This is a genomic window from bacterium, assembly GCA_030655055.1.
Lineage (GTDB): Bacteria > Edwardsbacteria > AC1 > AC1 > EtOH8 > UBA5202.
Window position 1 is genome coordinate 1 of record JAURWH010000210.1, and the last position, 14613, is coordinate 14613.

A 14613-nucleotide genomic window follows, 5' to 3' on the forward strand; every position below is an offset into this window, starting at 1 on the left:
GGCATAATTGCCGCAGCCTGGTTTGGATGCCCCGGGCCTTCTTCCTCCCGGCCGGAACCGGCCGGTTACTCACTATCTCCAGGGGAACCATCGAGACCGCCGTCAGAGAATCTCCCTTAAGTTCCACAAACAGCAGGGCACTTTCCCGGCAGATCTGATTATTCTGGTCGAAGATGAAGTTCCCCAGGCTGTAGGCTATCAGTCCTCCGTTATAAAACTCCACCCCCTGCAAAACGTGGGGATGATGGCCGTGCACCAGTTTGGCCCCGCAGTCTATGGCCAGCCGGCCCAGTTTTTTCTGGGTCCGGGCCGGATGATCCTTGTACTCAAAGCCCCAGTGGAAAGAGGCGACGATGATGTCGCAGGAATCGCGGATGGCGGCGATGGAACGGGCCACGCAGGCCGAGTCGGCCGGGGCTATCAGACCGGCGCCGTAGTCCCTGGCAATGTCCAGCAGATACGGTTCGCAAAAGGCCACCAGGCCTATCTTTTTATTTTTGACCCGAAGATATGACGGCCGGGCCAGGATCACGGTATCCCCGGATGGATCAAACATTGTTCGAGCCAGCCCGCCGTAGGCGATGCCCGCGGTATCCAGCACCCCGGTGCAATTAAAAAGGCCCTGGCTGCCGCAGTCCAGGGCGTGGTTGTTGGCCAGGGACACCATGTCGAACCCCGCCTTCTTAAGTTCCAGGGCGGCGGTGATGGTGTCGCCCTTAAAATGCCAGGGGCTGGTGCTTTGGTTTTCGGCCGAGGTCAAAGGGGATTCCAGGTTGCCGATGGTAATATCGGCTCCGGCAGTGAGGGAACAGGTTTCCGCAAAGGGGTAGCCTGTGCCGTATCTGTCCGACATCCTCTTTACCCCCCGTCCCAGCATGATGTCCCCGGCCAGGCAGAACCGGATGGCGGGATCGTTCTGCGCCCGGACCGGGGTTGTGATCAACGCCCCCGCCAGCATCGCAGCGGGAAGAACTATGGCCAGTATTTTTCTCATTCTTGCGGACGTTTTTATTGGCCGATCCTGGAGACCGAAATAAAGTCAAACTCCTTTTTCGTTTTTTCTCCCGCCGTCTCCTTAAGGGCCTTGATGAAGGCCGGGCTGGCCGGGGCCAGGACAATGTACCGGCCCTTTTCCCGGCAGGCGCTCAGCGCCTTGCCCAATTGCCCAGCGGCGGAAGAACGGGAATCCTTGGCTTCAATGACCATATCCGGCTTCAGGTACCGGCATTCCAGCTGGCCGGCCAGTTCAAAGGCCAGGGAACGGGTGGAGGGCTGGGGTTCCATGAAGATCAGGCCCTTTTGGAGGCAGTATTTAAGAACAATGCTGCAGACCCGGGAATCCTCCAGCGCCCGGGATCCGGCCACGGCGTAAAAACCGGCGGCTTTGGGATAAAACTTTAAAGCCTGGTCCATCTTGCTTTTGATCTTAAGATCCGAGTCATCCACCAGGATCGTGCCGGGGCCGGGGTCCTGGCGGGGGTATCCCTTGGGCTCCAGCGGCAGGGCCGCCAGAACCGTTTTGCTGATATTTTTGGCCGACGCCTTGATTATCAGGGTTGCCGCCTGGGGACAGTTCAGGAATTCCTGGGCGGTCTTGGTATCCTGAGGGGGCCAGTTGTATATTACGATCACCATCCGGGGTTTTGCGGCCGGGGGAATGATCTCGGACCTTTTCCTTTTCACCAGGATATTTACCGTCAGGGTCTCCTGAAAGGCATAGCTCAGCTTAAGCGTCTGTTTTTTGCTGTCCTCTTCGGCCGCCACGGTCTTAAGCCCGCAGGATCCTGCCATCCGGCTCAGGCGCAGGTTCAGCAGAATATAGGAAACATCCTTGCCGACCGCTATCTGATACCAGGTTCCCGAGTCCGGCCCAACCGTCAACGGCCTGACCGCCAGGCTGTCGTCCTTCAAGCCGGCCAGGGCCTCGTCAAAGGCCTTAAGCCCTCCGGCCTCCCGGGCAAAGGAGACCGGGCCGGGCCGGGGGATCTTCACCCCGCTGCTCCACAAATATTTTATGACCAGGGCGGCGGCCACAATGGCCGCCAGGGCCAGGATCATGCCCATGAAGTTGTTGTTTTTCTTTTTTGCCATCAGCTTATCGTGCCAGTATATTTGGTGAGGTCATAGCCTGATTCTTCGGCTGTCTGGGCATGCTTTCTGACGATCTTGAAGATCCGCAGCATCCTCTTGACCGTCATGATTCCCGGACCTTCCTCCAGCAGGGAGACCACCGTCTGCCAGTACAGCAGGGTAAGGAACCTTTCCCGGTTGAACCACAATATCCCCTGGTGCCAGTTGCACCCCAGGAATTCCTGCACCCGGGGCTGGCTTAAGAAATCTTTTAATCTGCCGGCGTCCTCCAGTAAGTGGTCCCTGATTGTTTCAGGCGATACCAGGTTCTCCCACAACCAGCGCATTTGCAAGGCTGTTTCCCGGGCCACGCCCCCGGCCCGCAGTGACTCTGCGGCCTTTTCCCCGAACAGCCCGGTGGAGGCAGCATCACCCAGCCCCTGGCGGAGGGTCTTCTGAAGCAGTAAGGCATATAAGAACTTGTATCCGGGATCGTTTAACAGAGTAAAAGACACTTCAGCTTCGGGAATAGCCTTTAAATATTTTTGTCCAGGGCGCGAGGCTCTGATGCTTTTGAGCTCCGGCCCATTGGCCAGCCTGAAGATCGATCCGGTCTGTTTTTCAGCCTGCCGGATGACATCGCCATCAGCAGACAGCGGACCAATGACCTTTTCGGCTTCTATGAAATATCTTTTCAGGGAGGAGTTTTGCTGCGATATGAGGACTGTCTGCTTTTCCGGAGAAGCCAGATATTCCCGGACGAAGTCCGCCGACGCCAGCGGAAGGAAAAGCCCTGATACTTCTTTAAGCACACCGGCCAGCTTCAGCTCCCACAAGGCCCGGCCCATGTCCGGCACGCCCCGGCCCGACAGATGCCGGCACAAATTCCCGTATTCTTCCCCCTCCACCTTGCGGAAGGAAGAAAGCAGATCATACTGGTAACCGTTCAGGCTGAAATATAATCCCTTCTCAATCAGCTCACCGGCCGGCTTGATGTACTCCAGGCCCAAGACCTCGTCCCTAAAGATGTACCAGCCGCCGGGCGTCAGCCGTAGGCGCTGGGCCAGGCTGCTTTTCCCGGCCTGCCTGTCGTTCTCGTCCCGGCGCTGGCTGACCGTTTCCCGTATCCATCCCGCCACCGACTGCAACCGGTTGTTGTAAATGAACAGGGCCTGTTCCGTCCCCTGCCCGTTGGAGTAGGCATAAATGTCCGGATGGATGTGGCCCTGTTCCGAGACCGCGTCGTAAAAGGCGAACTGGTCCACCCCGCTGAACAGATGGCGCTTTTTAAGCAGGGGAAAGATCTCCCGCTGGTGCCGTTCCATCAGCCCCTGGTCCTCGGTCTCGTTCTGGTAGGAACGGCCGTACTCCATCCCGTACTTTTCGCCAAAGCCCTCCAATTGACCGTGGCCGAACAGCGGCAGGCCGGGCAGGGTGGCCATCATGGCGCAGACCCCGAAATACTTGTCCCCCCTGCCGAAGTGGGCGGCGGCCGGCTCCTCGTCGGGGTTGCTGAGGAAGTTGACAAAGCGCTTCAGTATCTCGGGGTTGAATTCCAGCACGTTCCGGATCACCGTCCGGTAGTTGGTATTCTCCTCCTTCTTCAGCATGTTCATGAAGGCGCTGTTGTAGACCCGGTGCATCCCCAGGGTCCGCACGAAGAACCCCTCCATCAGCCAGAAGGCCTCGGCCAGCAGCAGGGTCTGGGGGGCCTCGGCGGCGATCCGGTCCACCACGGTCCTCCAGAACTCGGCCGGGAAGGCCCGCTCGAAGTCCTGGCGGGACAGGCCCTGGCCGGCCCGGGAGGGGATGTCGCCGCCCGAGCCCGGCTCCGGAAACCACAGCCTCTGGTAATGGCGCTTGGCCAGGGTCATGGCCGCGTCAAAGCGGATGATGGAGGAATAGCGGGCCACGTTCAGGATCTTCTCCATCACCGCCTCCCGCACCGCCGGCAGCAGAAAGTTCAGCTGGGCGGTGTCGTTCCAGGGCAGGTGGGTGCCGTCGTTGCCGTGATAGATGTAGCGGGCCTCTCCGGAATTCCTGTCCAGGCGCTTGAAGACCACCGCCGCATCCCGGCGGTTCCAGTAGCCGTCCTCTATGAAAAGACCGATGCCTGGGTCCTCCGAAAGATCGGGGCCGTTGAAGGTGTAACCGGGAAACGGCGGCTGGGAGGTCTGGACGAACCAGTCGGGATGCTCCACTATCCACCGGGAATACAGGCCGGTGTGGTTGGGCACCATGTCCACCGCCAGCCGTATCCCGCAGCGCTGGGCCCTGTCCTTCAGGTTCCAGTAGGCCGGGTCCCCGCCCAGGTCGTGGGAGATGGAGTAATCGTAAAGCGAATAGGCCGAGGCCAGCGCTTCCTGGTTCCCGGTCATCTGCTTGATCTGGCGGGAGGCCGGGCTGCGCTGCCAGATGCCGATCAGCCACAGGGAATTGAAGCCCCGCCGGGCCAGCAGTTCCAGCTCCCGGTCGGGGATCTGGTCCAGGGCGGTTATAGGATATCCGTATTTTTGCGACAGCTGGAAAAGCCAGACCGGGGCGTTCTTGGCCATCATAACCACGTTGGGCATCCAGTCCAGGTCCGGGGAAAAGGCTTTTGGCTCGTACTCCGGGCCGGCTTTGGCGCCTGCCCCGGCTCCGCTGAAATCCAGCACCTGAGACGGTCCCGGCCCGCCGCCTCGCATCCGCTCCTCTTCCCTAATGATGTCCAGCGCCAGCAGCAGTTTTTGGAACAGCCGTTCCAGCGCCCCGGCCGGCAGTATCTCCAGCCAATGGAGTTTGATGTAGGTCAGCTGGTCCGTCAGCGAATGGGGATGGGCCTTGGAAGGAGCCAGCAGCAGTTCCACCAGGTTCTGGTTAAAGGGGCCGAACCCGGGCTGTCCCGAAAAGAAGATCTTCAGCGATTCCGTTAACTCCGGATACCGGCTGTTCTGCCGCAACGGCAGGTCGCCGAACAATTCCCCGAACGGCTCCAGGGCCGGGTTCTGGTTGGCGGTCCACAGCAGCAGCATTTCCTCCAGGGAGATCTCCTGGTGGGGCACCTTGGCGGTGCTGCCTTTCAGGTATTCGGCCAGGGTGATCTGGCGGCGGTGCACTAAAAGCGGGGGAAAGGTTTTGACGAATTCGGTCAGGCAGCCGTTGGTATCCGCCGGGGAAAGCTCCCGGTCCAGGTGCGTCAGGGCCTGGGAAAATGCCTTCTGGTTGACCCGGGCCCGGTACTGGGCTATCACATAGTGCTGCAGCTCGTCGATCAGGCCCATGGCGGCCAGCTGTCCGGCCGTGATCTGAACCCCTGAACGGTTCATTTTATAGGCCAATTGCCGGGCGGCGCCCAGATCGGCCAGTATCACGTTGCCGGAAAGGGAAAAAAGGCCCTCGTCGCAGCCGTACTTCTTTCTGGCGGCGGCCGAGATGTGAAACTCATAGCCGGGATGGGGCCCGGAAGGAAAGACTGCCGGTGGCAGGATTATTTTGGTTTTGCGGTTCATTAAATATTGGTTTTATCTGATCTGTTATGCCCCAATATTATACCTTATTTTGGGGATAAAGCAATCTGTTTTTACGGAAAGCTCGACAAAAAGCCGGCCCTGATCAGGGCCGGCTTTAACATATCCAATAAAATGCTTTTTATTAGGAAGCCATGAGGCCATGAAATTATTCCTGCCTTCATGGTTTCCTTATAGAGATAGAAAGGGCGAAGGGAAGCGATTCCGTTTGTTAAATCTCCCACCTTTAAAAATGCACTTTATCGCCTGCTTTTATCCCCTGGCTCTGGAACCACCCGGCGTTGGCCTCTATGGCGTAAAGGGCCTGGCCCTGGGACAGGTACCTCGGCCCTTCGTCCAGCGGTTTCATCCGGAGGATGTTGAGGATGCTGCCGTCCCGGGCCACGAAGGCTATGTCCAGAGGAAGGTAGGTGTTCTTCATCCAAAAGGAAAGCGGCTGGGGATACTCGAATACGAACAGCATCCCTTCGTCCTGGGGCATCTGACGTCGGAACATAAGGCCCTGGGACCGGGCGGCCTCATCCCCGGCCACTTCCACCCACAGCCTGGCCCCGCCGATGGCCAGCTGCACCCTGCCCGGCCGGGATTCCTTGGTCACCGGGGCCTTGGGCAAAGGTTCCTGACGGCACCCGGCCAGTACCGCCAGACTGAAAGCGGCCAGGACGATCAAATATCTGTTATTGGTCTTCAAATTATTATACCACTCCCGCGTTTCTGCTCCCAGCAAAAGAGGAGGCAGGTTTTCCTGCCTCCCCGAAGTTTATTGGCGGTCACTGCCGGTTGGCCACCTGTTCCCATTCGTTCTTGTCTCCCAGGAACAGCAGGTAACTGCCCGATCCGCTGTATCCCACTATCTCGAAGCGGTAGGTCCCGGAATAGGTGAAGGTGACCATCTGGGGCTTCTGTTCGGCCGACCCGCTCATGGTGAATATCTTGTTGCCGTAGGGCGAATAGATGCACAGGTCGGCGTCCAGCGTTCCGTTGGCGCCCATGTAGGCCAGGCTTTGGTAGTTGCCGGTGGAGTTTATCTCGATGTCGATGTATATCCTCTGGCCGCGGGAAAGGCTGCCATCCCGGTAGATGTAAGCGCTTCCGGGAACGGCAGACAGCAGCAGCAGCAAGGCTGCGGCTATCGCGATCTTCCATTTCATGTTCAGGCCTCCTTATAATAGTTGTGGTAATGGGCGGTGCGGCCTTAGCGCAGCACCGAGATGGCCAACAGTCCCACCATCACAATCATGCTGATCAGGATCAGGGCCACGCTCCAGTTGCCTTTCTTGATCTCCTCCCACTCGTCGATGTTGGTGGACAGGGCGTCGAAGACCTTGATGGCGATCCCCACCCCCAGGGCGAACCCGATGGAGGCGGTCAGTATCCAGCCCAGGGACATCAACAGCTTGATGATCCAGGTTCCGAAAGATATGCTGACGTTGACCGGCCGGCCGGCCCCTTCCTGCACCACCTGGGCCTGGGCGAATAATGAGGTTGCGGCGGTTAGCAGAACCAGAGACATGGCGGAAAGCTTTTTCATTTTACCATCCCCTTATGTTTATGTTGACCCGTTGTTTTGTTTGTTTGAAATCTGGTTTATATGTTACCTCTTTTAAATCAAATTGTCAAGAACGTGCGATAGTAGGAGCGCATTATTTAATGATATGTAAATATTAACCCCGTAAAATCATGTTAATCCTGTCTGCCCCGGTGATTTGGTCCGATCAAATCGCTTTCTTCTTCGCCTTTTGCTTGGCCAGCCCCAGGATCAATCCCAGCGCTATGGCCAGCAGTGCCGCCACCACCACCCGGAACTCCGGCGGCAGCATGAAATTCACCGACTGGACCGGCAGCCAGAACCAGATGATGGACCCGCCCACTATTTTGAACATATTGTCCCAGTCTATGTTCCGGTAAGTCTCTATCAGCGGCCACCTGGAGAACAGCTTATTGCCGTCGATCAGGGTGTCGGTGATCCGGTGAAAGGTCATGAAGGGGAACCCGAACACCGCCTGGAAGAAGAAGGATTTCCAGAAGGCGGTCAGCCAGGCTGTTCCCCGGCCCGGCAGGTAGCCTTGGTCCAGCAGGCCTTCCGTCCCGGCCGAGAACAGGGGAAAGGCCAGGGTCATCATTACCCCGAGCAGTCCCCAGACCAGGGCCCGCTGCCACAGCCGGATCCCGGCCAGCTGCCATTTGCCGGAAACAATTTTCCGGCTCAGCAGTTCGCCCATGGTCCCCAGCAGGATGAACTTGGCCATCCCCATCAGGTAGGGATGGGCCCGGGTGGTCATCACAAACAGTTCTCTGGTGCCGGGGATGATCAGAATGGTCAGCACTCCACCCAGCAGCAAGGCCCAGACAAGAGAGATGAAAAGATCCAAGGCAATGTTCTTCTGTTGTTCCATTCTTAATGAAGCGCTTTATATGGTAAGTTAAATCTGCGTCAACCTGCGAAATCTGCGGATACGTTATTTAAAGTCCCCGGGCAGATGGATGGCGAACTTGCAGTGCTCGTCCCCGCTGATTACGGCCTCCAGCACTTCCACCCGGACCTTGGTCCCGAAGATCCCTTCGTAGATGCCCTTGTACCATCCCGCGCTGCAGTGGCAGTATTCTTTGGTGATAACATTCCTGGTGGCGCGCATCAGAGGGCAGAAACAGGCCGCCATTTGTTTTTCGTAGGGCGTAGCGGCCTTGGCAAAGGCTTCCGGGTCGCGCGGACTGCGGATCTCGTAGATCACATTGCCCTCCCGGTAGGGATGGCCGAATTTACCCTTGTCCGCGCCCATGGCTTCCAGCACCCGGTCCACGCTTTGGGTCTCGGCATACAGCTTGGCCATGGCGTCTATCGGCCCGGTCCCGAATTCCTCGGTAAAGACACAGGCCCTGCCCTGCATGATCTCCTCCCGGGCCGGCTGTTCCGGAACGGCATTCTCCATCCGCTTTATGGCTTGCTCCGACCAGACCGCGTACTCCTCCGGGCGGTCCGGGATCTGGTCATAGCCCGCGATCACTGAATCTCCCTTGCCGGGCGCATGGCGGTCTATCTGGGCCGCCCATTTTTTCATCTTATCCGCCAGCCACGCCATGTCACATACCTTTCACAAGAAAATTGACAAGAGCTTGGATATCTTTGTTACTTGCCCATGGCCTTCTTCATGGTCTCGCCCATCTCGGCCGGGGTCCTGGCCACTTTGATGCCGCAGGCTTTAAGCACTTTCACCTTCTCGGCGTAGGTTCCCTTGCCCCCGGAGATGATGGCTCCGGCGTGGCCCATCCGCCGGCCCGGCGGCGCGGTGGCCCCGGCGATGAAGGCCGCCACCGGCTTGGGAAAGTTCTTCTTGATCCAGCGGGCGGTTTCCTCCTCCAGCGAGCCTCCGATCTCGCCGATCATCAGCACCGCCTTGGTCTGCTTGTCGGCCTTGAACAGCTCCAGCGCGTCTATGAAATTGGTGCCGATCACCGGGTCGCCGCCGATGCCGATGCAGGTGCTCTGGCCGATGCCCAGCTTGGTCAACTGGTTGACCGCTTCGTAGGTCAGAGTGCCGGAGCGCGAGATCACGCCCACCGAGCCCTCCTTGTGGATGGCGGCCGGCATGATGCCCACCTTGGCCTTACCCGGCGAGATGGCTCCCGGACAGTTGGGCCCTATCAGCCGGGTCTTTTTGCCCTGCAGGTAGCGCTTGACGAACATCATGTCGTTGGCCGGCACGCCCTCGGTGATGCAGATCACCAGCTCCAGCCCGGCGTCCACCGCCTCCAGGATTGCGTCCCGGCAGTACAGGGCCGGAACAAAGATCATGGTGGCATTGGCCTTCTGTTTCTCCACCGCCTCGGCCACGGTGTCAAACACCGGATATCCTTCGTGGATGGTGCCGCCCTTGCCGGGCACTACTCCGCCCACGAACTTGGTCCCGTACTCGGCGCATTTGAGAGAGTGGAAGGTGCCGTGCTGCCCGGTGAAGCCCTGGCAGATAAGGCGGGTGTTTTTATCAACTAATATCGCCATGTTAGTTCGCCTCCTTTACTATCAACTGGGCCGCCTCGCCCAGCGACGAAGCCGGGATTATCTTCAGACCTGATCCGGCCAGTATCTTTTTTCCCTGTTCCACATTGGTGCCGTCCAGCCGGGCCACGATCGGGACCTTCACACCAAGGGTCTTGGAGGCCGCCACTATCCCCTCGGCGATCACGTCGCACTTCATGATCCCGCCGAAGATGTTCACCAGTATGCCCCGGACGTTGGGGTCGGACAATATGATCTTGAAGGCCTCGGTCACCTTCTCGGTGGAGGCCGAACCGCCCACGTCCAGGAAGTTGGCCGGGCTGCCGCCGTAATGCTTGACGATGTCCATGGTGGCCATGGCCAGACCGGCCCCGTTGACCAGGCAGCCGATGGTCCCGTCCAGTTTGATGTAGCTGAGGTCGTGTTTGGAGGCCAGCACCTCGTTGGGGTCTTCCTCGTCAATGTCCCGCAGGCTGGCGATCTCGGGATGCCGGGCCAGGCCGTTGTCGTCGAAAGTGACCTTGGCGTCCAGCGCGAACAGGGTGTCCTCCGGCGTCCGCACCAGCGGGTTGATCTCCACCAATGAGGCGTCCTTGGAAATGAACAGCTGGTACATCCCGGACATCACCTGGCCCAGCTGCTTGGCCAAAGCGCCTTTGAATCCCAGCTGGCGGGACATCTCCGTTCCGTGGTAGGCCCGGTAGCCGGCCACCGGGTCGACCGTCACCTTGATGATCTTGTCCGGCGTTTCCGCCGCCACTTTTTCGATCTCCACCCCGCCCTCGGTGGACCCGATGAAGATGTAGCTGGCGGTGGCCCGGTCGGCCAAAAAGCCCAGGTAGTATTCCTTGGCGATGCGGGTGTCCTCGGCCACCATTATCCGGCGGACCAGTTTTCCCCTGGGCCCGGTCTGGGGCGTTACCAGCGTCATGCCCAGAATGCTTTTTGAGTGGGCCAGCGCCTCTTCCCTGGACTTGGCCAGCTTGACCCCGCCGGCCTTGCCCCGTCCCCCGGTGTGGGCCTGGGCCTTGATGATCCAGGGCGGACCGATCAGCCGGGATAGTTTTTGTTCCACCTCGTCAACGCTGGTGGCCATGAAATCCGGCTTGACCGGGATCCCGTGGTCGCGCAGCAGCTGGCGGGCTTGGTATTCGTGAATGTTCATGGTGTTGGTTTATTTAAATTTATAAAATGTATTATTACTTTTCCTGAAAATGCCGTAAAAGGGACCAAATAAACGGACTCTGCTTAATGGCTTTTATCTAACCGTACCTATTCGTCCAGCATTAATTTATGGGGTGATTTTTTTAGTTTTTTCAGTTGTTCGCGTTCAATGGCGGTAATGCTTTTGCCTGGGACCGGCAGTTTTTCCGGTAGAGTGCCGCCCACACGTTCAATTGTTCCCCGGACTTCTTTTCCGACGATGAAATGGATTTCGTTGGCGGCATCGGCAGTTGCAGCTTTATCTTTTTTTAGTTTTTCTTCGGTTTGTGATATTCTGAACAAATTTGCTATCAATTCCGTGCTGCTCATAAAATCAAGAATTCTATCGGTTTTCTTCAGTCCCTTCTTTTTATGAATATCCTCTACTTTCAGCCCTCCATAAAGCCCCATATAACCGGCATTCTGAAAAGCCGCATATTCTTGATCGGTAATAACGCCTGCATTGTGGGCGGCTTCGGCCAGCATCTGATTCCATTGTTTGATATCACCCCGTATCACCAAGCGCTTGTTGTCCTCATCAAGCTGATTAAAATAGTCGGCTACTTCCTGCCTCCTCGTTTGAATGGCAAAATATGTTTGCCCCAAAGCGATGACCTCTTTCCGGGGGTCGCCATTTTGAACGATCAGATAACAGGCATAGCGGGACAGTTTGAAGTCAACAACTTGTTTTATGGCGGTTTTTGGCATTTCTATCGTTTTGCTGACCTCAGCAAAATGATCGGAAACTGGATACCCGCTGTTCTTGCAGGCCAGTATTGCCCGTTCTAATACCTTGGCAAAGTTTCTCCATTGGGCATACTCAAGTACCGGAGCAAGCTCCCGGGCATACCAGAATTCAGTGCCATCAGTCGAAACATGCTTTATTGCTTCAAATGATTTATATTCTTTGGCTATTAAGTTACTCACGTTCTCGCCTTTTTTAATATGGCTTTTTCGCTATTTCTTAGCCTTCTTTAGTCCTTGTTGGTTTCAAAACTGGCCATGAAATCCGGCTTGACCGGGATCCCATGGTCGCGCAGCAGCTGGCGGGCTTGGTATTCGTGAATGTTCATTCTTTTCCGTTAGACATATTACTGAAATATTATTTTTAGCTTTGTGCCACTAATGTTTACAATGTGGCAAGCGATGTAACCTTTCTGGCCACAATTCTATTCGTGGCGTGCTTATGGGGTATTCCACTTGACATACAATCGAAAATCTCTTCGGTACAATAATCTACTTCCCAATCGTGATAATGTGTGAACAGTTCTCCAGATATCCACTTTTGTGCAGTTGTTTCACTTTCCGGAGATTTCCCTATAAATGGTTTTTTAATAAATACCGAAAAGACATGTAGCCCGTCAATATTTGTGTGGTTTTTATAATCGTCAAATATCTCAGATCTTTTTTCTAAAGGTATATAATGCAATACGCCCGTTGAAAATAAAATGTCATAATTATCGGTTAACCGATACTCGTTTATATCTGCTTGAAAAACATTTACAGATACTTTTGCTTCTTCTGCCATACGTTTTGTCTTTTCAACACCATTTGCAGATAGATCAAAGGCTGTTACTTGATACCCGTTCCTGGCAAAAAAGATAGCGTTCCGGCCCTCGCCACAACCAATCACAAGTAATTTAAGAGGTTTTACGGGCGGTAAGAGTTCTAATGCTTTATAGCATGTTTTTGAAGGTGTTTTCCCCCAATAAAAGCCGTTTTGTTTGTATTTGTCATCGTAATAATTCTCCATCTTATAATTTTCCTTCCTTAAAACAATATTGTCTGATGGGTGTTGCGAAATCTATATCGTGCTTTTTATGCCACTCTGTTAGTCTCTATCCCCTTTTCAAAACCCGAAATATTCCTGAACGTCACTTCCAACTTCCGCAACAGCGCCTCCTGCGTCTTATATCCCAAATGCGGCGTCAGCACTGTATTCTTTGCGGTCAGCAGGGGATTGTCTTGGGCCGGCGGCTCGCTTCCGAACACGTCCAGCCCGGCGCCGGCCAGTTTCCCGTCGTTGAGCGCCTGGGCCAAAGCCGCCTCGTCGATCAACCCGCCCCGGGCGGTGTTGATCAGATAAGCCGAGGGCTTCATTTTGGCGATCCGTTCCGCGTTCATTATATGTTTTGTCCCGGCGTTAAGCGCCAGGTGCAGGGAAACTATGTCCGAGCGTTTTAACAGATCATCTAACTCGCAATATGTCCCGCCCAGTTTCTCAAACTCATCCTTCTTGACCCGGTTGTAACCCAGCACCCTGCAGCCGAAGGCGGCAAACAGTTTGGCCGCGGCCAGCCCGGTGGCTCCGGTGCCCACTATGCCCACGGTTTTGCCTTTCAGCTCCACCCCATCCGGGAAGGCAAAGAACTTCTGTTCGGTCTGGCGGGTGTGGGTGTCGCCCCTGGGGATATTGCGAAGGAGCGACAAAGCCAGGCCCAGCGCCAGCTCGGCCACCGAGGCGGTGGAATACCCCGGCGTGTTGTAGACCGCGATCCCCTTCTCCCGGCAGGCCGCCAGGTCCACATGGTCGTACCCGGTAAAGGAGATGGAGATCATGGACAGCGCGCAGTTGCGGATGGTCTGGCCGTCTATCGGCAGGCTGCCGGTGATCAGGTACTTGGCGCCGCCCACCAGTTCGGCCAGCGGCTTGCCTTCGGCCAGCTCGGAACCTTTCCAGACCAGCATGTGATCTGGCAGTATCTCGGCAAACCGCTGCTGCACCAATTCCCGGGGCACGCCCAGCGTCTGGATAAGTATGACCTCTGATGGTATGTTCATCTCTTTACTTTTTTATCTTTTACATTCCCTCTCCGCAGCGGGGAGGGCCTGCACTGAGAGGAACCGCCTACTTTACTATCGAAAGTGGGAAGGGGAGGGGTCTGAACTTCTTCGGCTCTTCCTCGTAAACATCCCGGCCCCGGCAGTCCACCGCCACCACCGCCGGAAGATCCTTCACCGTCAGCTTTAGCACGGCCTCCGGGCCCAGCTCGGCAAACAGGACTGTTTCGGCCCTGACCACAGTTTGGGCCAGCAGGGCCGCCGCGCCGCCGGTGGCGGCAAAATACACCGCCTTGTTCTTCTTGATGGCTTCGATCACTTCCGGACTGCGTCGACCCTTGCCGATCATGGCCTTCAATCCGGCCCTGGCCAAAAGCAAGGGAGTGTAGGCATCCATCCTCCCGCTGGTGGTGGGCCCGATGCTGCCGATCACCTTTCCCCTGGGGGCCGGGGCCGGCCCGGCGTAGAACAACGTCTGGCCCCTAAGATCTACCGGAAGCTTACAGCCCATGGCTAACAGCTTATGGAACCTTTGGTGCACCGCATCCCGGGCAGTGAACAGTTCGCCCGAGATCAAAACCCTGTCGCCGCTTTTAAGCCGGCTGACCTCGGCCCCGCCCAGCGGGAGGGATATTCTTTTCGCCTTCATCACAATACCACCGTCTGGTGCCGGTGCGCATGGCAGTTGATGTTCACCGCCACCGGCAGGCTGGACATGTGGCAGGGCTCGTGCTCTATGTGCACGCCCAGACAGGAGACCGTCCCGCCCAGGCCCTGCGGCCCCAGGCCCGAGGCATTGACCGCTTTGAGGATCTTTTTTTCCAGCTGGTCGTATTTTTTGTTCGGATTACTCTTTCCCACCGGCCACATCAAAGCTTTTTTGGCCAGCAGCGCGCAGCGCTCAAAATTTCCGCCGATCCCCACGCATATGACCGTCGGAGGACAGGGATTGGCCCCGGCCTGGATCACGTCCACTGTTACAAAGGAGATGACCCCCTGCTGGCCGTCCGAAGGTTTTAGCATGGCCAGCCGGCTGGTGTTCTCGGCCCCGCC

The 14613-nt window shown here is 56.8% G+C and carries 15 protein-coding genes; all 15 read right to left on the bottom strand.

What is annotated here, in order from left to right; all coding sequences use genetic code 11:
• A partial coding sequence (locus tag Q7U71_09725; GenBank protein MDO9392036.1) for a CapA family protein occupies nucleotides 1–994 on the bottom strand: 994 nt, incomplete at its 3' end.
• Between the two features lie 14 nt (nucleotides 995–1008).
• Nucleotides 1009–2091, bottom strand: coding sequence for a divergent polysaccharide deacetylase family protein (locus Q7U71_09730; protein MDO9392037.1), 1083 nt, complete (start codon nucleotides 2089–2091; stop codon nucleotides 1009–1011).
• Nucleotides 2091–5561 carry an alpha-amylase family glycosyl hydrolase gene (locus Q7U71_09735; GenBank protein ID MDO9392038.1) on the bottom strand — a complete coding sequence of 1157 codons (3471 nt, stop codon included), beginning with the start codon at nucleotides 5559–5561 and terminating at the stop codon, nucleotides 2091–2093. The genes Q7U71_09730 and Q7U71_09735 overlap by 1 nt, the downstream gene beginning before the upstream one ends.
• A 244-nt stretch (nucleotides 5562–5805) precedes the next feature.
• Complete coding sequence (locus Q7U71_09740) at nucleotides 5806–6270, bottom strand: DUF192 domain-containing protein (protein MDO9392039.1); 465 nt, start codon at nucleotides 6268–6270, stop codon at nucleotides 5806–5808.
• A gap of 79 nt (nucleotides 6271–6349) precedes the next feature.
• Nucleotides 6350–6730, bottom strand: coding sequence for a hypothetical protein (locus Q7U71_09745; GenBank protein ID MDO9392040.1), 381 nt, complete (start codon nucleotides 6728–6730; stop codon nucleotides 6350–6352).
• A 44-nt stretch (nucleotides 6731–6774) separates the two neighbouring features.
• On the bottom strand, nucleotides 6775–7110 hold the full coding sequence (locus tag Q7U71_09750) for a DUF350 domain-containing protein (protein ID MDO9392041.1): 336 nt from the start codon (nucleotides 7108–7110) through the stop codon (nucleotides 6775–6777).
• Between the two features lie 184 nt (nucleotides 7111–7294).
• Nucleotides 7295–7975: a hypothetical protein gene (locus tag Q7U71_09755; protein MDO9392042.1), complete on the bottom strand. Its 681-nt coding sequence runs from the start codon at nucleotides 7973–7975 to the stop codon at nucleotides 7295–7297.
• 63 nt (nucleotides 7976–8038) lie between these two features.
• Nucleotides 8039–8638 carry a DUF6144 family protein gene (locus Q7U71_09760; protein MDO9392043.1) on the bottom strand — a complete coding sequence of 200 codons (600 nt, stop codon included), beginning with the start codon at nucleotides 8636–8638 and terminating at the stop codon, nucleotides 8039–8041.
• Nucleotides 8639–8706: 68 nt separating this feature from the next.
• A complete protein-coding gene (sucD, locus tag Q7U71_09765; GenBank protein ID MDO9392044.1) occupies nucleotides 8707–9579 on the bottom strand; it encodes a succinate--CoA ligase subunit alpha in 873 nt (290 codons plus the stop codon).
• 1 nt (nucleotide 9580) lies between these two features.
• A complete protein-coding gene (sucC, locus tag Q7U71_09770) occupies nucleotides 9581–10741 on the bottom strand; it encodes an ADP-forming succinate--CoA ligase subunit beta (GenBank protein MDO9392045.1) in 1161 nt (386 codons plus the stop codon).
• Nucleotides 10742–10848: 107 nt separating this feature from the next.
• Nucleotides 10849–11706 (bottom strand): DNA damage-inducible protein D, encoded by an 858-nt coding sequence (gene dinD / locus Q7U71_09775; protein MDO9392046.1) that lies wholly within the window; start codon nucleotides 11704–11706, stop codon nucleotides 10849–10851.
• A 202-nt stretch (nucleotides 11707–11908) separates the two neighbouring features.
• Nucleotides 11909–12532, bottom strand: coding sequence for a methyltransferase domain-containing protein (locus Q7U71_09780; protein ID MDO9392047.1), 624 nt, complete (start codon nucleotides 12530–12532; stop codon nucleotides 11909–11911).
• 65 nt (nucleotides 12533–12597) lie between these two features.
• Complete coding sequence (locus tag Q7U71_09785; protein ID MDO9392048.1) at nucleotides 12598–13560, bottom strand: NAD(P)-dependent oxidoreductase; 963 nt, start codon at nucleotides 13558–13560, stop codon at nucleotides 12598–12600.
• A gap of 67 nt (nucleotides 13561–13627) precedes the next feature.
• Nucleotides 13628–14209 (bottom strand): FumA C-terminus/TtdB family hydratase beta subunit, encoded by a 582-nt coding sequence (locus Q7U71_09790; protein MDO9392049.1) that lies wholly within the window; start codon nucleotides 14207–14209, stop codon nucleotides 13628–13630.
• Nucleotides 14209–14613 (bottom strand): fumarate hydratase (locus Q7U71_09795; protein MDO9392050.1); only part of this gene is annotated, 405 nt, incomplete at its 5' end. The genes Q7U71_09790 and Q7U71_09795, both read right to left, overlap by 1 nt.